The 19700-nt window shown below is 66.5% G+C and carries 16 protein-coding genes; all 16 read right to left on the bottom strand.

What is annotated here, in order from left to right; genetic code table 11:
* Positions 1–12 precede the first annotated feature (12 nt).
* The 16 genes from VEW47_06415 to VEW47_06340 are packed head-to-tail and all read right to left on the bottom strand — an operon-like array spanning position 13 to position 19320.
* On the bottom strand, positions 13–1749 hold the full coding sequence (locus VEW47_06415; protein HYS04809.1) for a sugar transferase: 1737 nt from the start codon (positions 1747–1749) through the stop codon (positions 13–15).
* Positions 1746–2966 (bottom strand): glycosyltransferase family 4 protein, encoded by a 1221-nt coding sequence (locus VEW47_06410; protein ID HYS04808.1) that lies wholly within the window; start codon positions 2964–2966, stop codon positions 1746–1748. The genes VEW47_06415 and VEW47_06410 overlap by 4 nt, the downstream gene beginning before the upstream one ends.
* A complete protein-coding gene (locus VEW47_06405) occupies positions 2963–4447 on the bottom strand; it encodes a radical SAM protein (GenBank protein HYS04807.1) in 1485 nt (494 codons plus the stop codon). Before VEW47_06405 ends, VEW47_06410 begins: the two co-directional genes overlap by 4 nt.
* Positions 4448–4481: 34 nt before the next feature.
* Complete coding sequence (locus VEW47_06400) at positions 4482–5435, bottom strand: glycosyltransferase (protein ID HYS04806.1); 954 nt, start codon at positions 5433–5435, stop codon at positions 4482–4484.
* On the bottom strand, positions 5432–7435 hold the full coding sequence (locus VEW47_06395) for a hypothetical protein (protein ID HYS04805.1): 2004 nt from the start codon (positions 7433–7435) through the stop codon (positions 5432–5434). The genes VEW47_06400 and VEW47_06395 overlap by 4 nt, the downstream gene beginning before the upstream one ends.
* A complete protein-coding gene (locus VEW47_06390; protein HYS04804.1) occupies positions 7432–9060 on the bottom strand; it encodes a glycosyltransferase family 39 protein in 1629 nt (542 codons plus the stop codon). Before VEW47_06390 ends, VEW47_06395 begins: the two co-directional genes overlap by 4 nt.
* Entirely contained in the window at positions 9057–9998 is a 942-nt protein-coding gene (locus VEW47_06385) for a glycosyltransferase family A protein (GenBank protein ID HYS04803.1), read from the bottom strand. Before VEW47_06385 ends, VEW47_06390 begins: the two co-directional genes overlap by 4 nt.
* A gap of 7 nt (positions 9999–10005) precedes the next feature.
* Positions 10006–11109, bottom strand: coding sequence for a radical SAM protein (locus VEW47_06380; GenBank protein ID HYS04802.1), 1104 nt, complete (start codon positions 11107–11109; stop codon positions 10006–10008).
* A gap of 9 nt (positions 11110–11118) precedes the next feature.
* Entirely contained in the window at positions 11119–11925 is an 807-nt protein-coding gene (locus VEW47_06375) for a class I SAM-dependent methyltransferase (GenBank protein HYS04801.1), read from the bottom strand.
* Positions 11922–12839 carry a glycosyltransferase gene (locus VEW47_06370; protein HYS04800.1) on the bottom strand — a complete coding sequence of 306 codons (918 nt, stop codon included), beginning with the start codon at positions 12837–12839 and terminating at the stop codon, positions 11922–11924. Before VEW47_06370 ends, VEW47_06375 begins: the two co-directional genes overlap by 4 nt.
* Entirely contained in the window at positions 12836–13837 is a 1002-nt protein-coding gene (locus tag VEW47_06365) for a glycosyltransferase family 2 protein (GenBank protein ID HYS04799.1), read from the bottom strand. The genes VEW47_06370 and VEW47_06365 overlap by 4 nt, the downstream gene beginning before the upstream one ends.
* Entirely contained in the window at positions 13834–14628 is a 795-nt protein-coding gene (locus tag VEW47_06360; GenBank protein ID HYS04798.1) for a polysaccharide deacetylase family protein, read from the bottom strand. The genes VEW47_06365 and VEW47_06360 overlap by 4 nt, the downstream gene beginning before the upstream one ends.
* Positions 14629–14634: 6 nt before the next feature.
* Positions 14635–16356: a hypothetical protein gene (locus tag VEW47_06355; protein HYS04797.1), complete on the bottom strand. Its 1722-nt coding sequence runs from the start codon at positions 16354–16356 to the stop codon at positions 14635–14637.
* Positions 16353–17861 (bottom strand): oligosaccharide flippase family protein, encoded by a 1509-nt coding sequence (locus tag VEW47_06350; protein HYS04796.1) that lies wholly within the window; start codon positions 17859–17861, stop codon positions 16353–16355. The genes VEW47_06355 and VEW47_06350 overlap by 4 nt, the downstream gene beginning before the upstream one ends.
* Entirely contained in the window at positions 17858–18877 is a 1020-nt protein-coding gene (locus VEW47_06345) for a phosphotransferase (GenBank protein ID HYS04795.1), read from the bottom strand. The genes VEW47_06350 and VEW47_06345 overlap by 4 nt, the downstream gene beginning before the upstream one ends.
* The gene (locus VEW47_06340; protein ID HYS04794.1) at positions 18874–19320 is read right to left on the bottom strand and encodes a hypothetical protein; all 447 of its coding nucleotides are present in this window, start codon (positions 19318–19320) and stop codon (positions 18874–18876) included. The genes VEW47_06345 and VEW47_06340 overlap by 4 nt, the downstream gene beginning before the upstream one ends.
* Between the last annotated feature and the right edge of the window lie 380 nt (positions 19321–19700).

Here is a 19700-nt window from a genome sequence, read left to right as displayed (position 1 = left end):
TCAGTTCCCTCGTCAGAAAGACCCCAGCGCCCGGAGGACCACGCTGAGAGTCTTCAAGAGTATCTGAAAATCCCGCAGGATTGATTGCTCCTGGACGTATTCGACATCCAGCCGGATCCAATCGTGAAACGAGGTCTTGCTGCGGCCATTGACCTGCCACAGGCCGGTGATGCCCGGCCGCACCTTGAGCCGCACGTCGCGCCAGGCCGGACAGAACTGCATCTCCCGGGAGGCCAGCGGCCGCGGACCGACCAGGCTCATCTCCCCCTTCAGGACGTTCCAGAGCTGGGGCACCTCATCGATGCTGTACTTGCGCAGGAGCCGCCCGAGGACGGTGGAACGCGGGTCGTTCTCGATCTTGAAGACCGGCCCGTCCACTTCGCTGAGGGGACGGAGCTGGGCCTGCATCGCTTCTGCGTCCTTGACCATCGTCCGGAACTTGACCATGCCGAACTCCCGGCCGTGGCGGCCGCACCGCCGCTGCCGGAAGAAGACAGGCCCCGGACTGGTGAACTTGACGGCCAGGGCCACCGCCAGGAGCAGCGGCGACATCACGACCAGGCCGAAGAGGGCCGTGGCCAGATCGAATCCCCTCTTGAACGTCCGGTAGAGCGCGTAGCGGAGCTGGCTCTGGGCGTAGCTGCCGGCGGTGGCCGCCACGCCCTGGATCAACATTTCGGCGTCGGCCAGGTCGAGCTCACCGACGTCCAGATCCTCCGGGATCGCCACCACCTCGCGGAGGGCCTGGTTCGGGGAGATCACCGTATCGGCCGCGAGGACGCACCCCTCGACTCTGGAATTCCGCTCCACGCGGGCTCCCGGAAGAAGCAGGCTTTCCCTCAAGAAGGCCCCCTCCTCCACGAAACAGCCGTCCCCGATACAGGTCGGACCGATGATCTGGACTCCGGAACCGATGACGCAGTCCCGGCCGATCATCACCGGTCCGTGGAGGGTGGCCGTCGGCGAGACCTCGCTGCCTCCTCCCACCCAGATTCCATCGGCGATCTGGCCCTCGAATCGATAACCGTTCACTTCACCACGGAGAACGGATCGATTGACTTTCAGGTAGTCGTTCATCTCAAGGACGTTCCGGCAGTATCCCTTGATCTCGCAGGCGAACACCCGCTTCCCATCCTGACGCAGCTGGGGAAGCAGCTGTTCCTTGATGTCGTAGTAGATCCCCTTTTCGATCAGGGGCAGGACCGCCGGATCGAAGACATAGAGCCCCGCGGGCACAGGGGAATTCTTTTCGCGGTCCGACAGGTTGCGGACCGTGATCCCCTCGACGCGGTCCCCGGCTCCGAGCCGCAATTCCAGATGGTGCCAGTCGCGGGATCCGTTGGTGACCCGCCGGACTCCCAGGGTGGCGAGGGCCTTCCGGGACTGGTGAAATTCCATGAGGGTCTTGAGGTCGGTGTTCAGGAACAGGCTCCCGTGAAGCACGATGAAGGGCTCCCGGCCCAGGAAGTCGGCCAGGGGCGGCAGGCATCCCGCCGTCCCCCGGGGGACCTCCTCACGCGAGTAATGCAGACGCATCCCGAGCCGGCGGCCATCCCCCAGAACATCCTCGAAGGGATGCTCGGCCGCGTTCACCGTCAGGGCGACCTCGCGGATCCCGCTCTCTTTCAACAGAGCCAGCACGTATTCCACCATCGGACGATTGGCCACCGGCAGGAGCGGCTTGGGCACCGTCCGGACCAGAGGCACCAGATGCGTGTCCTGGCCCCCGGCGAGAATCACCGCTTTCATCGCTGTCCTCCGCAAACGGCCGCCGGCAAGGTGGGCAGGGGCGCCGTCCCCTGCGTCTGCCCCCGGGCCACGCCATAAATTTCCTCGAGCTCCGAAACCATGCGCTGTCTTGCGAATCTCGTCTCGGCCACGCTCCGGCCCGCCGCTCCCATCCGCCGTCTCACGTCGGTGTCGAAGAGGAGCCCTTCCAGCGCGGCCGTCAATGCAGGAACGTCGCCGGGGGGCACCAGCCGTCCAGTGACTCCGGGGACCACCAGCTCCGGAATGCCTCCGACCGCGGTCGCTACAGCCGGCAGGCCGGAGGCCATCGCCTCCATCAGGGTGACCGGCGTGTTGTCGGAGAGCGTCGGGAGGACGAACAGATCGGCCCGCCTGTATTCGTCCGGCATCTCCTGCCTGGGGACCCTGCCGGTGATCTCGACTCCTGCCTCGCCGGCGATCCCCTCCGGCGGATCCCCCACGACCCTCAGCCGGAGTCCGGGATACCTTTCCCGCAGACGAAGGAAGGCCGGCAGGAGCTCGGCGATCCCCTTCGTGCTGTTGTTCGGACCGGCCACGTAGAGAAGGGTCGGCGGTCTCCCCGCCGGAGCGCGTCCCTCCATCCCGGCCGGTCGGAACAGGTCCAGATCGATCCCGTTGTAGACGACGTGCACCCGCTTCCTCCCCAGGAAGGAGTAACGGAGAAGGTCGCCGAGCCAGCGGGAGGGAACCACCACCTCCAGCCTGGAGGCCGCGAAGACCGCTTCCTTGAGCACTTTGTTCGCGACGGAGAGGCCCGGCCACGCCGTGCAGAACAGGCAGAACCGCTTCATCCCCTCGCACGACGGGGGTTCCGGCACCGATCGAACGCACAGCGGCCATTGATCGTGGATCGTCCAGAATGCCCGGCGTCGCCTCGACAGGAGCAGCGAAGCCAGGGAGAAACTCCGACCCTGGATGATGTGGAAGTGGATCAGGTCGGGGTTCAGCGAATCAAGCGTCCGCCGGAGTCTCCGCACGAGGGCGGGGCTCCAGTAGAGGTGCGACGCACCCTGCCCCTCAGCCGGGGGCATCGTCAGGGAGATCACCCGGAGCGCCCCCTCCCGGCGATCCGACTCCGATTCGCCGCCGTGGATGAAGGTGACTTCATGCCGGCGGGCCAGCTCCTCGGCGGACTCCCGCGCGATGACTCCGGCACCGGAATAAGGATATCGCCCGCACAGGACAGCGATCTTCACGCCTGCTCCTGTCCCTCGAACGGGGTACCGATCGGCCGGGGCAGCCCGGTGGCGGCGTAGCGGCTCAGGAACGCCTTGAACTGCCGCCAGTTCTCCTTGATGTCGTAGACGTTGCGGATCCTGGACACACGCTTCAGGATTCGCCGCGGCGTCAGGTAGTGCTCGATGTAGATGCGATTCATGGCGTTCTTGAGCTCGGCGGTCGACAGGTCGCACCAGGAACGCCCGGAGACTCCGTCGAAGTCGTGCCAGTCGGCCACCTGGTGCTTCACCTTCTCGTAGTACGGAGTCCCCGGGATCGGGGTCATCAGGCTGACCTGGATGTCGTCCGGCTCGGTCTTCTTGATGAACTCGAGGGTCTCCCGCAGCGTCTCCCTCGTCTCTCCCGGAGCGCCGAGCGCGTAGGTGCAGTGGACCCTGATCCCGGCCTCCTTGGCCCAGCGGATGGTGTCCTCCACTTCCTTGAGCGTGATTTCCTTGTCGATCGTCTCATCCAGGAGTTTCTGGGAACCGCTCTCGACGCCCAGCAGGATCTTCGTGCAGCCGGCCTTCTTCATCAGCCGGAACAGTTCGGACGTCGTCTGGTCGCCGCGGAAGTTGGCGATCCAGCCTATCTTCACGCCGCGGCGGAGAATCTCATTGCAGATCTCCTCGACGCGCCTCACGGTCACGTTGACGGTGTCGTCGTGGAAAAACACCTCCCGGGCCCCGTAGCGCTCCTGGAGGTGAACGATCTCGTCCACCACCTTCTCCACGCTGCGGAATCGAACCTTGTTGTTGAACATCACCGGAACCCACAGGCAGAACGTGCAGCGGAACGGGCAGCCCCGGCTCGCCATCACCATGAAGCAGGGATCCTGCGTGCGCAGCCCCACGATGTACTGGTCCCCCGGCACGAGGTCGCGGTCCGGCCAGGGCAATTCATCGAGATCCCAGATCAACGGCCTGTCCGGATTGACCACCACGTCACCCGCCCGCTTCCAGGTCACACCCGGAACGGACGCGAGATCTCCGCCGGAGTTGAGCGCGTCGGCCAGGTCGGGGATGGCCACCTCGAACTCGCCCCGCACGGCGGCGTCGACGAACGGCTCGGCCACCAGCTCCTGGTGGAAGACCGTCACGTGGGTATCGACCAGCACCGTGGCCGCCCCCGTCTTCTCCTTGGCCAGCCGGGCCATCAAGAGGTCGGTGTGGATCGTCGGTGTGGAGGTGGCGACGACCACGAGATCCGGACGCTCCTCCAGAAACCGCTCCACCGTGCCGTCGATACCCAGGCCCTCGGCGATCGAATCGACATAGAGGACCTCATAGCCCCGGTGCTTCAGCAGGGCGCCGCACTGGGCGAGCCAGAAAGGGTAGGCGTGGGGCACCTGCTTGGTGATCTTGCGCGGCAGCCGGTGGGGCCACCTGTCTCCGCTCCGGATCATCACCGAGTTGATTCGGTCGTCCGGCCCGTTCAAAAGCAGCACTTTCTTGATCATGACCATCTCTCCGATGCGGCGAATGTGTCTCGTGTCACGACGTCCATGCCTCCACGCGGGGTGGCGGGACTCTCCCGACCGCCCGAAGAATCCAGTAATAGAGGTACCCCGCCCCCAGCAGCATCCGGCGCTCCTGCGCGAAACTGACATCGGGCCGGCCGGCCACCCGCGACGCGGCGGCGGCCAGAGCGCAGAGTGAGCCCCCGAGCGCGAACAGGAGACAGTTCAAGGCGATGCCGGCGATTTTCTCCGTGCCGATGGCGGCGCGGGTGTAGCCCGAGTACAGGAGCCGCTCCCGGAAGAACGCCCGGGTCAGGCGCGAGGCGGGCACCAGATGCTGGACCACCAGGGTCGGAAGGTAGAGGATCCTGTGGCCGAGTTCGTGGGCCCGCGTGAAGAACTCGGTGTCCCCTCCGCCCATCAAGGACTCCCCCTTCCGATCCAGGTCGAGACGGAACAGTCCGATCTCCTGGAACAGGTTCTTCCGGAACGCCACGTTGGTGCCATAGAGCCAGGGTGACGAGGTCACCGGAACGACCTCCGGACCGCGGTCGCAGTGGATCAGGTATCGCAGGAGCGCATCGCTGAACCACACCGGCCGCGGAACCTCCCAGACCAGGTCGACCCGGCCGCCCACGATGGGTGCATCGTGACGCTCGAACCCCTCCAGAATCTCCGCCGCCCAGTCGTGCCGGGCCCGTGCGTCGTCGTCGAGGAAGGCCACGATCCCGCCCGCCGCTTCCCGGACGCCCCGGTTCCGGGCGGCGTCCAGTCCGAGCTCCGTCTCGCGGACAGAGCGGATATCGACCTTCGCGCGCGCCGCACACTCGGCCACGACCGCCGGGGTGGAGTCGGTCGAAGCGTTGTCCACCACCAGCACCTCGAACAGGCCTCGGGCCAGGCTCTGACGCTCCAGGCTCTCGAGCGCGCCTCGAAGGAGATCGGCCCGGTTGTGCGTGCAGACCAGCACCGTCAGCGGCTTGTTCATCGCCGATCCTCGAGGTCGAGCGGGCGCAGCGTCGAGCGGCGCGCCCGGGGATCGTAGGCGTACATCAGCGCGGGGCGGTCGGGGTAGAGGGCCGCCAGCGCGCGATCGGCTTCGGGACCGAGATCCCTCGCGTAGACGACACCGCTCCGAAAATCGAGAGGATTCCGGACGAGATCGCCGGGCGGCATCCTGCCGCTCCCGGTGGAGAGAAAGACCAGCGCGGAGGAGAGCCCCGATCGCTCCACTGCATCGAACAGATCCCGGTTGTGGCTCACCTTGTCCCGGTAGTGGAACATCAAGAACGGTATCGAACCGGCCAGGGTGAGGATGGCACCGAACCCGAGGACGAGGGCAGCCCCCCGCCTCACCTTCCAGCGAGGAACCACCCCGGCGAGCGCCTCCGGAGCCCGCATCCAGCCGGCCGACAGAAGAATGGCGAGATAGGTGATGCCGTCGTAGTAGTAGCGTGGACCGTACTCGTTGCCTCCCTTGTTCTGGAAGACCAGATAGGAAATCGCCAGGGCGGCGAGAGACATGGACATCAGCACCAGGACCGGCTCGCGCCGGAACCACTCCCGCCACCGACGCCCGCGGACGAGCAGCCAGAGACCCGCGAGGCTGCCGGGCGCGAGCCAGAACAGGAGCTTGAGGAGCCACCAGCCGGTGACCGCCAGATGGTCGACTCCCAGTCCAGGCTGGATGTCGCCGGGATCGTAGGCCGCGTAGCCGGTCCGCCAGAACGACCCGAACATCCGCTGGTCGTAGGCAGCCAGCCCCAGGACGGCCGCGGCCACCGGTGCCGCGGCGGCGGCCAGCATTCCCCACCGGCGCTCACGCGCCCAGCGTGAGGCGAGCCAGAGACCCAGGGGAATCGTCAGGGTCAGGGCCGGTCCCGGACGGATCCAGAGCGCGGAACCGCCGGCGAGTCCCGCCACGATGGCCCAGACGATACCCGCCCCCTCCGCAAGACGAATCACCGCGACCAGGAAGAGAGTGATCAGGAGGACCGTCGCCGGATGATTGAAGTAGGAGGCCGCGTTCAGCAGGAAGAACGGAGTCAGCAGGATCATTCCGATGACGGCCGGCTCGCCGTGGCGGCCCAGGATGCGTCCTCCGGCCCAGCCGGCCAGGATCAACGCCGCCGCCGACAGGAGAGGGTTCACCGCCCACGGGACTCTCGCCCTCACCCCCAGCGACAGGATCGCGGCCCACCCGGGAAAGGCCTTGGCGAAGAAGCGGCCCCGGGAGTCGTCCATGATGAAGCTCCGCGCCCGGAAGAATTCGGAATGGGGGGGCGCCTGGACCCAGAGTCTGCCGGCGGCGAAGATCCGCGCCTGCGTCAGATAGGAGTTCTCGTCCGAGGAATTCGGAAAATCCTGCAGGACCACGAACCCCACAGTCGTCGCCAGCAGGAACACCAGCACGCCGAGGAGGATCGATCGGCGCAGGGCGGGGATGGCCTGCAGGCCTTCGACCGCGCGCCGAACCCCGTCCGACAGGGTCCTCTCAAAGCCGCCGGCCGGCCGCTCCAGAAGCGCGGGAATCAGCGACAGGAAGAGCAGGAACAGGCCGCCGATCGTCCCGATGGCGCCGAACCCCCGCACCCGGTAGATCAGGCTCTCCTCCAGTCCTCCCTGAGGCGCCAGACAGGCCCGGACCAGGGGGCCGGCCAGGACTCCTGCGAGAAAGAGCCCGCCTCCGACCAGGGAGAGGGAGGCGCGCCAGTTGACCAGGGCCATGGCACCAACGGCCCCCGCCATTAGGGCGGCGATCAGAAGCGTGAAGCGGAGGAGCGCCATCTCAGCCGAATGCGCCTCCTGGAGCAGGTACTCGAGGGTGTCGTATCGGCCGACGAGTGTTCTCAGATTCCAGGCCATGAGCCCGAGAGCGGTGGCACCGGCGGCCAGCGCTCCCGCCAGGACCTGGCCGGGCCTGAGAATCAGTCCGACCAGCGGGACAGGGAGGCCCGCGTGGTTCACGGAGCCGGTGACCTGTCTCATCCGCGCTTTCTCCCATAGAGAGCGAGGGTCGATCCGTCCGGCTCCGGGAACGAAGCCAGCAATTCGAATTCCGAGAGCCTCTGCTCGAAATAGGCCTGCATCCTGGGAACCACGTCCTCCCACGGTGGCACCGCATTGGCGCCGTCCTTGGTGGCCAGGAAATCGTACCGATCGAAAGCCTGGTAGAAATCGTCCCGGTTGAAGGGATCGAGCCCCACCTCGACGGCAACGTGTCGCTTCATCCGGTTCACGAGCTGAACGACGGTCACGGGAATGTCCTGCCGCGCCGCGTAGTAGGCGATGCAGGGACCGTTCACCTCCCGCATGTCGGGAATCACGCCCAGCACGGGAACCTTGCCCGAGAGGTCCGGGCGTCTGGCCAGCTCCTGTTCCAGCCGGGCGACCAGCGGGCGGATGTTCCAGTCCCCCCGGTCCTCCGTCCGCCAGCTGCCCGCCAGACCGGTCACGGGGAGGAGGACCAGGATCCCCATCGCGATCAACGCCCGGCCCGCCGCGGCGCGACGCCACAGCGCGACCAGCCCTCCCGCCGCCATCACGAGGAGGATCGGTATCCAGGGAAGGAGATACCGGGACTGCTTGTTGGCCACGGCGAAGGTGAACAGGGCGTAGAGACTCAGAGTCCAGGTCAGAAGAAGCGCCCGGGCCCAGGCCGTTTCGCGGCCACGCCACAGGAAAGCCAGGATCCCGACGACCGCGGTGATCGTCAGGGGCCATCCCAGGAGTTTTCGCGGGAGCGCGTCGATATGGTACAGGACAGACGCCGCAGCGAAGGGAGCGGCGAACCCATCGGCCGCGCCGCCGGCATGGACGATGGTCTTGTCGACCAGGATCGGCAGAATCGGCACATAGTAGGGGGCCGCGACCATGCCTGCCGCCAGAAGCGCCAGCGCGAAATTCCCCCACCGGCGACTCCGCGGAACCGCCCCCTTCGACGGGGTGGTGAGACCCGAACCGAGCACCAGGAGCACCGGCGCCGCCAGGAAGAGAAAGAAGGTCCACTTGGTCAGCATGCCCGCTCCTGCGAGGACGCCGAACAGCAGGCTCAGGTCGCGCCGGGCGAACCGGTCGCTGGCCAGGAGCGCCAGCACCGACACGACCACCATCGCCGCCAGGGGAAGATCCAGCATGTACTCTTCGGCGTTCAGACGGATGCCCGGCGCGGCCAGCAACATGAGTGAGGCGGCGAGCCCGACCGGCGCCCCGAGGAGTCGATTCCCGAGCGCCCATGTGGCGATGACCAGAAGAACCAGGAAGAGAATCTGCGTCGCCATCGCCGTCTCGTAGGAGCGGCCGGCCACACGATAGAGGAGGGCGGTGAGACCCGGAACGAGCGGCGGATAATAGCCGGAGGGGGTCAGCAGTGGAAAATCCTCCGAGCCGTGGAGAATGGCGCCGAACACGCCGTTCGTCAGCGCGGACGGATGTCGCAGAATGCGCTCGTAGACCAGGCTGTCCCGCAAGTGGACCGATTGATCCCATCCCGGCGGAGTGCCTGTCTCCCGCAGGGTGGGGGACACGGCCGCGACGATCGCCGCCACCCCGAGCAGCAGGATCAACATTTCCTGTCCGGCCGGCCGCCGCTCGGCGCTCGCCAGCGAGATCATGACCTGGCCTCCTCACGGCGCTCGAGGTCCGCGACTCTTTCCGGCGCCGGGCCGCCGCCCAGGAGGAACCGCCCGGCCCCCTCGAAGAGAGCGACCAGATAGATCCCCTGCTCGGCAATGCCGCGTCGATCCGCGCGGAGGATTGCCCGCGACAGGTGGACGGTCCGGATGCCCAGCCGGGCGACGAATCGCCACCCGCTGATCCAGTCTCCGGCCAGGACATGCTTCGCGAAATAGCCGCCGGCGCCGATGCCATAGGCCCGGGACAGGCGCCGGTTCTGGGACGACGACCGCCAGGAGCGGTGCCGGATGACCGCATCCGGGGCGTAGACGATCCGCTCCCCCGCTCGCAGGATCCGGTGAATCATGTCCATGTCCTCGGCGCTCTCGAGGGCCGCTCCTGGCCCAAATCGCTCGTCAAATGGTCCCGACAGCCGCAGGACGTCGCGTGCGGCCGCGAAGTTGCCTCCGCCACCGACGCGCCAGGGGTGGGTACGCCTCGAGAAGACCGGGCATCCCTCGGGAGAGTAGACAGAAGTCGTGTCCTCCCGTCCCGCGACACCCTTCTCCGGCAGCGTCCGGCCCACCACCGCTCCCGCCCGGCCGGATATGATCGGTCCGGTCAACGCCTCGACCCATCGTGTGTCCGCGAGACAGTCGTCGTCGGTGAACGCGATGATCGCTCCGGCGCACTCGGGGATCCCCTGGTTCTTCGCGCGGGAGAGCCCCGTGCCGATTCCCCGGATGTACCGAACCGGCACCTTCCTCCCCTGGCGACCGTCGACGGCCTTCCGGGTCGCCTGGTCCCCGCTCTGATCCACGATGACCACTTCGGCCGGCGCAGGCGAGCAGGCCAGCACGGAGTCCAGGCAGTTCTCGAGGAGGGCGCTTCGATCGCGCGTGCAGATGAGGACCGAGACATCCGGACGTGTCGTCATCGCTTCCTCAATGGGACCAGAGACCGCAGCAGCGGGAGCAGTAGGGGAAGAGCCCGTCCTCCCGCATGGCGCGGCGGAACGCTCTGTAGGCATCGTTGTTCCAGATGTCCTGGAAGTGCTCCTTCCGCACGTTCCCGACGATCAGATCGGGGCGGTCGGAGCAGGGTGTGACGTCGCCGTTGGGGAGGATCTCTGCCTCCAGCCAGGGCACGAGGCAGCGGGTCTTGCCGAAGGCCTCCTCGGGGCGCGCGTAGTAGTCACCGACCTGGCCGGGATGGAGATCGGGCAGGAACCGGAGCTCCATCGCGCTCTTCCGCAGAGCCATCTCGCGCATCTGAGCGGCGATCGAGTCGGAGTCGAGCACCGACACATCCATGACGAAACCGCGCCACGACCCGGCGTGGGCTTTGAACTTCTCCATGAAGTAGGCTTCGTTGGCTCGTCCGATCTGCTCGGTGGTGAACCAGAGCTGGGACAGGATCATCCGGTCCGCCCCCATTCTCTCCACCGTGTCGTACGTGGGGAGGAGTACGTGCTGATTCCCGGGGGAGACGGTCGTGTTCACGATGATCTCAGGCTTGCCGCCGCTGCCATTCCGCGCCGCCCGGAGCGCCGCGACACCGTCGGCGATGCGCTTGAACGAACCGTCCATCCCGCGAATCCGGTCGTGAACGTCCGGGGGTCCGTCGACGGAGACCATGACGGCATCGACGCCGAGCTCGACCAGACGCTTTGCGTCCCGGGGAAGATAGGTGCCGTTGGTGTTGATGCTGCAATAGAGTCCCTTCGATTTGATGTACTCGACGAAAGGCATCAGGTCCCGGTGCAGGAACGGCTCCCCTCCCCAGAGAAAGACACCCGTGCCGTCCCCGGCCACGTCATCGATGACCGCGCGCAGGGTGGCCAGGTCCAGCTGCTGGATCTCATGTTCTTTGCTCAACTCATGAAACAGTCCCTGCTCGCCCCACTGCCAGCACATGGTGCAGCGCAGGTTGCAGCGGTAGGTCATCATGAAGGTGAGGAGCCGGGGCGACGACCAGCGATCCGGCATGAACGCCGGCCCGGTCCTCAGCAGGACGCCCTTGAGTCGTGAGGCCAGCTCATACGACATGGGGGAGACTCATTTCCGAGGCGTCACCACCGCCAGGTAATTGATCGCAAGATGTGTATCCAGGTTCTCGAGCGCGCGGGCCACTCCGATGCCGGATCGGGCCGCCGATCGGATCGCCCGCTCTGCGGACAAGGCGAGCAGGTTGAGCCCGAGGTAGATTCCCTTCAGAGGGACGGCCGCGATGCGACCCGGCCGGCCGTACCTGCGAATCAGGTAGTCCTCCACGCCCATCGCGAGCGCCGTATTCGCCAGCTGGGGAATGAGCCGCAGGTATCCGCCGTTCTCTTCGACGCGGACCTCGCCGAATTCCCCGAGCATCTCCTCGAGCTCACGACGGCTCCATCGATGGACACGGTCGCCAGGCGGATAGGGCCAGATCCCGATCGTCGTAAGGAGGATCCGGCCACCGGCGCGCGTCACACGGACAAACTCGGCGAGTGCCCGGCGATAATCCTTCATGAGATAGAAAGCCTGGGTGCAGAGCACCAGATCGAAGCAGTCCCCCCCGAAGGGCAGACGGGTCGCGTCCGATTGGACTTCCACGCCCCAGTACCGGTTTAGATCCAGCCCGACATAGCGGGACGCCCTGTTCTCGAACAAGCCTCGATAAGGCTTGTATTTGCATCCGACGTCGAGCACGTCGATGCCGACTTTGCCGTTGAGGGCGGCGGCCTGGCGTGTCAGACCGTCTGCGATCTCCTGCAGCATGAGGTAGTCGTGCTGCCAGAGCCGGGGTCTCGAGATTCGCCTTACGACTCGCGCGGCCTCCCGCCTTTCGTCGACCTGTCGCACAGCCGCCGGAGCCGGCGCGCTCATCTCTCCTCCATCAGGGTCGCAGGCTCCGCCCGCTCCCGGTTTCCCGACCAGGCGGCCTGGACGAAGCCCTTGACGAGCCCACGGGCGAAGGCCCACGAGGAGAGCACATCCTGGCGACGTCCCAGCATGATCGCCCCGCCCAGATCCCGACCGGCGTCCCAGACGTTCCTGGCCATCCGCGCCGCCATGTGCAGGTCCCCCCGGTGGAGATGCTTTCCATAGAAGGTCCCCTGCCCCACGCCGTAGCCGTGGTACAGCCTCACCTGATCCGGTCCTCGTCTCCACGATCGATGTGTCACCACCATCGTCGGCAGATACCGGATCGGAACCCCGGCGCGGAGGAGGCGGTACCCCAGATCGTTGTCCTCGGCGGCCGGTGCCGCGGTCCCCGGACCGAGCGTTTCGTCGAAGGGGCCGACGCTGCGCAGGAGATCAGCGGGGATGACCATGTTGTTCCCGAAGAGAACATCCCGGAAGGTCGGCCGCGTGTACGTTGTCTCCCGACCGTTCTCCCGGAGGGATGGCGCGGTCACCGCATCCCCTTCAGGAGTCTCCCCGACGACCCGGCCGGTAAGGACGCATCCCCCTCCCGTCTCCGATGCCGTCCGGCCGATCACCTCCAGCCAGTCGGCGGCCACCAGGCAGTCGTCGTCCGTGAAGGCCAGCCAGGACGCACGGGCCTCCTTCACTCCCAGGTTGAGCGCCGCGCTCTTCCCCCGGCGCGCGCAGCGGAAATACCGGAACGCAGGACCGTCCCCCGGCCCGACGGGACACGACTGCTCCTGCCGGCTCTGGTCGAGGATCAAGACCTCCGCCTCGGTGAAGCGGGTGGCGGACAGACTTTTCAGACATCCCGCCAGGAGCTCGGGGCGATCGGCGGTGGCGATCAGGACGGAAATTTTCGGAGTCTTCACGCCGTCCTTCCCGTCCGCTTCATCGCAGCCGCATCGGGCAGAACGGCGGGATCCCGGGCTTCACGAACGCCTCGCCAGTAGGCCCGCTGTCCCATCAAAGACTGGGCGTGACTCAGGTAGGACCCCCGCAGCGAGAGCCATTCCGCCACGGTCAACGATCCGGCCAGCGTCGCCCATGCAGGGGCGAGCGGATCGAGCGACGCCAGACCGGACCAGCGAGCCAGTCGTTTGAGCGGATGGGTTTCCCGTTCCGACAGCCTCAACGATGAGGCGAGCTCGGGATGCTTCCCGGCCAGCGCCACGTCGGCCCGGCCGACGCAACCCAGGTCCCGCAACCAGGCCGGGAAGCTCTTGTCGTAGATCTGGCGGGCCACGGCCCGGGAGGTGAAACGGACATCGACTCCCTTCTCGCTCAACCGCCAGCCCAGGTCGTAGTCCTCGTTCCCGTAGTCTACGAACGTCTCGTCGAAGCCGCCCAGACCCAGGAACAGCGCACGATCGATCGAGGCGTGCCCGAAGGACCAGTCGTCGAATCGCATCCGGTAACCCGGCGCCGAGAGGCGTCGTTCCATGTCGCGGCTCCAGGCTTCGACCCCTTCCTTCAGGAAGGACCTGCGCACCTCCTCGACCAGCCTCAACGCTCCAAGCACGACCCTCTCCGGGGCATCGCCGTGCTCCGCGAGGTGGACCGCCGCCAGATCCGGGGCGGCTATCATGTCGTCGTCGAGGAAAAGGACGATCTTGCCCCGGGCCGCTTCTGCGCCGCGGTTGCGGGCCGCGGCCAGGCCCCTGTTCCTCTGCGCGATGACCCGCAGACGCGGGGCGGTTCCCAGATCGTCGAGCAGGGCGAGCGTTCCGTCGGTCGAGCCGTCGACGACCACGATGACCTCGAGATCCGCTCCGACGTCACGCTGATTCAGCAAGGCCGGAATGGTCCTCGCCAGAATCGATCGGCGGTTGAACGTCGGCACGACCACCGAGAGTCCCGCCCGGCTCACCGCGCCACCTCACGGACGACCGGGGACCGTCTCGAAAACATCTCCCGAATCCGCGCTCCCACCCATCGCCGCACCCCGTAGCCGGTGCGGGCCTTGAACGCGAAGGACCGGACCGAGTCGTGGCAGGAGATCTCCGTCCGGCGCAGCGCGAAGGGATCCGTCTCCCGCCCGTTCCCACCAGGCTCGCTCGAGCAGGCCCCCGCGTACCCCGCCGCCCTGACCGACCGCCGACACCTCTCGTCGAAGAGCCCATGCGGGTAGGCGAAGAAACGGACTGATTGGCCAAGCCGGTCCTCGATCGTTTTCTTGGAACGACGGACTTCGTCCTCGAGCGCCCGATCCGGCAGGTCGGGCAGGAAAGGGTGCGTCCGGCTGTGCGCCCCGATCTCCATTCCGCGGGCAACGAGCCCCGCCGCCTCGTCCCAGCTCATGAGAGCCCGGGGGGCGTCGCCGTGGCGCGCGTCCCAGGCATTCGTCTCTCCCACCCGATCGCTCACCAGAAAAAAGGCGGCTCGGAAACCGAACCGCTCGAGAACCGGCACGGCATGATCGAGGAGGCCCCGGTACCCGTCGTCGAAGGTCAGGGCCACGGCTTTGGGGGGGGACACCCGCTCGCCGCGCACGACCTGGAACACCTCGTCCAGCGACAGGACCTTGTATCCGCCCTCGTCGAGCGCGGTCATTTGCGCCTCGAACTCCTCCGGTGTCACACCCCACTGGCGCAGTCTGTGGCCCGGGTCGGGATCGACCCAGTGGTACGCGAGCACGTTGATGCCGGAAGCGTCAGGCACGGCGGCTCATCTCCTCGAGATCGCTGTCCCGGACTTGAGGGAGTCGGAGGCTGTCCGGCTCTCGCTCGGCTCCGGACCGACCACCCGGAAAATCTGCACGTCCTCTTCCTGATGGACCGGCCGTAGGAAGGACGCTCGAGACAGGTCGTAGGCGCCAACTTTTCGCTCTTCCGGACCGTAGAAGACGTAATCCACGCCGAAGCGGCGCAGGAGATCCATCCGCTGCTCATCGCTCCAGCCCGGGCGGAAGAAGCCTTCGAGGTCAGACTGCCGACCTTCAAGATCACCCGTCAGCTTGTCCTCGCCGATGAAGACGCGCTGGCCGGAGAGCCTGGGAATGTAGTTGCCTGTGGGATAGGTGGAGAGAACCAGCGCATCCTTCGGTATCTCCCGGCCCATCCACTCGAGCGCCGCCACCTCCGTCTTCGGCAGATAGGTGGGCCCGGATACCTGGGTGGCTTCGTAGAGGTAAGTCAGCGTCAGATTCACACTGCCCAGGCAGCACAGCACGATGGCCGCCGCGCTGGCGGCCCTCACCCCCCGCCATCCTCTGAGAAAGCCTGGCCACCACCGCTCCGCCGTTCGCCGACGGCGCCGGAGCATCGTCAGAAACACGGTGCGGCGGAGCCCCTGAGTGGCCAGGATCGCCAGCGGGATCTGGGCCCCGTTGATGAGATGCCAGCGCCAGTTGAACTTCGGGAAGTAAGCGACTGCCAACGCCACGAGGAGCCACGCCTTGGCCATCCGCTCCCCGGCGCTGCGGTTGGGACGCAGGAAGCCATCGAACGTCAAGAGCACGATCAGAAGGCTGGCACCGAGACCGAGGGCCAGTCGAAACGGATCCGGAGTAAAAAAATCGAGCCGATCGACGACGTTTCCCCACATCGGCTCCCGGGACAGGGTCCAGCGATTCAGGAGCAGGACCGGCAGCGGCAGACCCACGATCGCGGCAAGGTAGAGCCATCTCCGGGGCGCCGGTATTCGCTCCCGAACCAGCCATTCCAGAAAAACGTAGGCGACGGCTGTGGGAAGGAGCACGACCGCCTCGAAGGTGTGGCTGGAAGCGAGGATGGTCGCGCAAAGTCCTCCGATCAGCGCCGGCGCGAATTTTCCTGCCCGCTCCGCCTTCAGGAGACCGAGGAGACACCCCACCATCAGCGCCGCCGCGAACACGAAATGGGGATAGACCAGCATTGCGTGAAACAGGCTGGTCTCGACCAGCCAGGAGTCTACCGTCTTGGTATGGATGCCGATGAGGCGATAGACGAGCCGCGACACCCAGACGAACCCCACGCTGAAACAGGCGAGAATCAAGGCCATCCGGCGGTACCGGACCCGGCGTATCGCGGTGGCGATGAAGGCGTAGGTGACCAGGACCAGGGAAACGATGGAGAACCCGCCGAACAGCCTGTGGACGAAATCGAGACTCCATCCCGTCGAGCCGGCGAGGCGGCCCAGTACCAGGTAGATGAAGTTGAAGAGAGCCGGAGGATTCGGCTCCGGCGTGTAGTTGTTGGTGAAGAGAAAACGTCCTTCGGCGGCCTGTCGCATCAGCGCCAGGTAGACGTTGTTGTCGTCGATGGCCGCCACACCGATCAGACCCATGAACCGATCGGACGGCGATGTCTTGCGGAAGGCGACGCCATACGGTGTCCAGGCGATCGCCAGCAGCAGCGCGGCGATCAGAAGCGGAAAGATCCATTCTCTCCTGCCCACACGGCCGGTCATCGGAACGCCTCCGCCCAGACTTTGCCCACCAGCCGCCGCTCCTCCCGGAACGCTCCCGACAGGGCATAGATCAGGCCGAAGCCGGCGAGACAGGAAGCGGCCCGCAGACCCACGATCGGAATCGAGGGATTGGGGGTCACGCTCTTCCAGGCGGCCATGAGCATGAGGAAGGGAAGAGCCGTGAGAATCGGGGCGCCCACCGATCGAGTCAAGAATCCGGCGGCATCGAGGCCCGCCCACCGGGTGGCCCGGACGATCACGATCCCCGCGTCAACCACCACGATCGACACGAGAGTGCCCAAGGCCATTCCGAGGAACCCCAGGGTGGGATAGAGGACGAGCGCCAGAACCAGATTGAGAACGTATCGGACTGTTTCCGCGCCCAGGAGCACGCCGATGCGGCCCGATCCGAACAGCAGAGTCGACGAGGTGAGGGAGGCTGCGATCATCAGGTTCGCCAGGGCGAAGGCCGCCAGGACCGGATAGCTCTGCTCGAACCCATCGCCGACCCACAGGCGCAGCAGCGTCGGGCCATCCACCAGGAGAATGGTGACCAGCGGCAGGGCGAGCGCGAGATTGACCCGGGTCCCGACCTCGAGCAGGCGCGCCGATCCCGAGCGCTGGCCCAAGGCCTCCATCTCGGAGGCCATCGGGAAGAGAACGCCGGAGATCGGCTGCAATCCCTTCGAGACGAAGGACGCGAGAGTGACCCCGACGCTGAAGACGGCGACGGCCGCCGGCCCGGCCAGAACCCCCAGCAGAAGAAGATCGGCGTTGTCGAACAGGGTGCGAAGGCTCTCGTACCCGAACGAGAGCGCGGAGAAGATCGAGACGTCGGTGGACACCCCGCGCCATTCCGGCCCACCCGTCAGATGAATCTGGGGCGCGACCCGCCGGATCACCAGCCACCGGGTGAGGTGCCCTCCGATCGAGGTGGTCAGTTGGATGCCCCCCAGCGACAGCAGGCCATGGCCGGTGGACAGGAGGAAGAACGTGGCGCCGAGGCGCGACAGCGCCCACACGATCTCGACGGCGTTGAGCTCCTGGAAGCGATGGAGCCCGGCCAGGACGCTGCGGGTCACGCCGAACGGAAAGGAGACCAGGAAGTTGATGGCGATCAGGATCAGGAGGGCGCGGGCCGCCGCCTGCTCCGCAGCCGGCACGTGGAAGAAGCCCAGCGTCGTGAAGCTCGCCAGAGTGAGCGCCCCGCTGGCGAAGACTCCCACCGCCAGGTAGATCCGGAAGATCGAGCCGATATCGCGGCTGGCGTCGCCGATCCTGCCGCTCCCGGCCAGCCGGGCGACCGCCCGGACGCCGGCCGCTCCGCTCCCGGCGTTGAGGAAGCCCAGGTAACTTCCGATGGCGGTCGACAGGACCCAGATCCCGTACGCACGCGGACTGAGGTGCCGCACCACGAGCGGCGTCAACAGGAGCATGACGACCCCGTTGACCGCTGCGCCGGCATACCCGGAACCGATGTTCCGCGCCACCCGCGACACGCTCATTCAGCGTCCTCGTCGCCAGAAAGCACCGCGGCGGGAGTCCCGAGAATCTTGCGCACTGCGACCCGGGCCCGCGCGAAATGGCCGGTCTCGTCTCGCTCGAGGTGCCGGAACTTGTTCAGGCAGTAACCGGCCCAGGCGAGGGTCAGAAGCGGCGGCAGGAGTTCCCGCGGAATGTTCATGGCAGCCGCATAACGGCCCAAAGTGCGACGCAACTCATGGGCCAGTGGGTCCCGCCCGTGCAGGAGCCGCTCGAGGGCAGTGAATGGATCGTGCTCAATCTGTCCCTCGGTCCGCAACAGGACCCACAGACAGAGGTCCATGATGTCGTACGCGGGCACCGAGAGCTCATCGCAGAGCTCCCAATCGATCACGCCGTAGTGCTCATCGTCCCCCAGGATGTTCTCACCGCAGAAATCTCCGTGCGCCAGGACGGCGGGCAGACTCCCCCCGAATCCCTCCCGAACATTCCGCGCCGCCGCTTCCAGCAGCTCCCGCGAGCGGCCGGTCCGATCCAGCTTCACGCTGAACTCCTGAGTCCAGGCCGAAATCAGTTCCCCGCGTCCGGTTCGGGTGGCACGCCCGAGCATGGCGCTCCAGTCCGCGGCCCAGGCCAGGAACCGGCGGAGGCGACCGTTGAGACGCATCCCCGGGGTCAGCCACGTCGATACCTTTTCGCCGCGAAGGGCGCTCTGGAGGAGAGCGTGACGACCACCCACTTCTCTGTAGAGGAGAAGCCGCGGCACCGAAGCCGCGGGGATGGTCTTCTGGCAGTCGCCGAGGGACATGAGTCCGCGGCGCTCCCTCTCCAGGTAATGGGCTCCCGCCGGATCGAACCCCACCTTCCCCACCGCCGACGGAAAGGGGTCCCCGGTGAGGAAGAAGAAATAGACCGACTGGTCGGCGTAGTCCTTCTCTTCCTGAGGGCGATGGATCATCAAGATCGAGACTTCGCCTGGAGGGACGCCCATCGACTCCGCGGCCAGTTCCCTGTACGTATTGGACAGAGCGTCGATCATGCTTCTCTCCGGGCCACCACGATCAGGTTCGGGAGGAACAACCGGTGCAGGCGCAAGGCGCACAGGCAGCGGGCACCGAGCGCGAGCAGCCGCTGCCGGGGACCGCGAACGCCGACGGCGAGACGCAGGAAGTACAGGAACGGCTCCGGCCGATCGAGAGGCACCAGGATCCGCGGCGAGCGCAGCGACGGGTAGGCGTAGAAGGTTTCGATCGTGTCGAACCCCTCCCGGCGGGCGCGCCGCAAGACCTCGCGACCCGCCAACCCGACCCAGCGCCTCCTTTCCAGGACTACGACCCACTGTCCACCCGGAGCCAGGAGCGCCCGGAGGCGCTCGGGCCGAGCCGGCGGATGCCCGTTCGTTCGATCCTCGAGCATCAGATCGAAGCTGGCCGTCCCGGCCGGCTCGGGCTGATCGTTCCAGGACTCCAGTCGGACTCCCATCTGGCGCAGCGAAGAAAAGAGAGTGGAACCTTTGCTGGCGAACTCCACCGCTCTCTGACCGGGGCGCGGGAAGAGCAGGCTCCGCCACAAAGGGCTTGCGCCCCCGATTTGGGGCACCGCCTCCGGCTGGGCGGGCATCGCAACGGGCAGGAAGATCGACGATTCAGTTGTGCTGGTCACCGCGTACAGCTCCGCCATTGAGAGTCTCTGGCTCCCCGCCAAAAATATCTGAAGACAAACAACTTACCTCTAAAGACCGCCTGCAGAGGCCAGCGGCTGGAGCAGATCGGGATCGCACTCCAGGGCCGCCTGCCGGCGGAAGAGTTCAAGCAAGATGCGTACCCTGTCGCCACTCCTGAACGTCATCGACACCCGTCCTT

The organism is Candidatus Dormiibacterota bacterium (assembly GCA_035635555.1).
GTDB lineage: Bacteria > Acidobacteriota > Polarisedimenticolia > Gp22-AA2 > Gp22-AA2 > Gp22-AA3.
Note: the sequence above shows the minus strand (reverse complement) of the source record. Positions and strands in the feature narration are given on the sequence as shown.

Coding starts and splice junctions, on each gene's coding strand:
- VEW47_06415 (HYS04809.1), bottom strand. CDS start 1,749: ATGAAAGCGGTGATTCTCGCCGGGGGCCAGGACACGCATCTGGTGCCT.
- VEW47_06405 (HYS04807.1), bottom strand. CDS start 4,447: ATGATCAAGAAAGTGCTGCTTTTGAACGGGCCGGACGACCGAATCAAC.
- VEW47_06400 (HYS04806.1), bottom strand. CDS start 5,435: ATGAACAAGCCGCTGACGGTGCTGGTCTGCACGCACAACCGGGCCGAT.
- VEW47_06395 (HYS04805.1), bottom strand. CDS start 7,435: ATGAGACAGGTCACCGGCTCCGTGAACCACGCGGGCCTCCCTGTCCCG.
- VEW47_06390 (HYS04804.1), bottom strand. CDS start 9,060: ATGATCTCGCTGGCGAGCGCCGAGCGGCGGCCGGCCGGACAGGAAATG.
- VEW47_06385 (HYS04803.1), bottom strand. CDS start 9,998: ATGACGACACGTCCGGATGTCTCGGTCCTCATCTGCACGCGCGATCGA.
- VEW47_06380 (HYS04802.1), bottom strand. CDS start 11,109: ATGTCGTATGAGCTGGCCTCACGACTCAAGGGCGTCCTGCTGAGGACC.
- VEW47_06375 (HYS04801.1), bottom strand. CDS start 11,925: ATGAGCGCGCCGGCTCCGGCGGCTGTGCGACAGGTCGACGAAAGGCGG.
- VEW47_06355 (HYS04797.1), bottom strand. CDS start 16,356: ATGACCGGCCGTGTGGGCAGGAGAGAATGGATCTTTCCGCTTCTGATC.
- VEW47_06350 (HYS04796.1), bottom strand. CDS start 17,861: ATGAGCGTGTCGCGGGTGGCGCGGAACATCGGTTCCGGGTATGCCGGC.
- VEW47_06345 (HYS04795.1), bottom strand. CDS start 18,877: ATGATCGACGCTCTGTCCAATACGTACAGGGAACTGGCCGCGGAGTCG.
- VEW47_06340 (HYS04794.1), bottom strand. CDS start 19,320: ATGGGAGTCCGACTGGAGTCCTGGAACGATCAGCCCGAGCCGGCCGGG.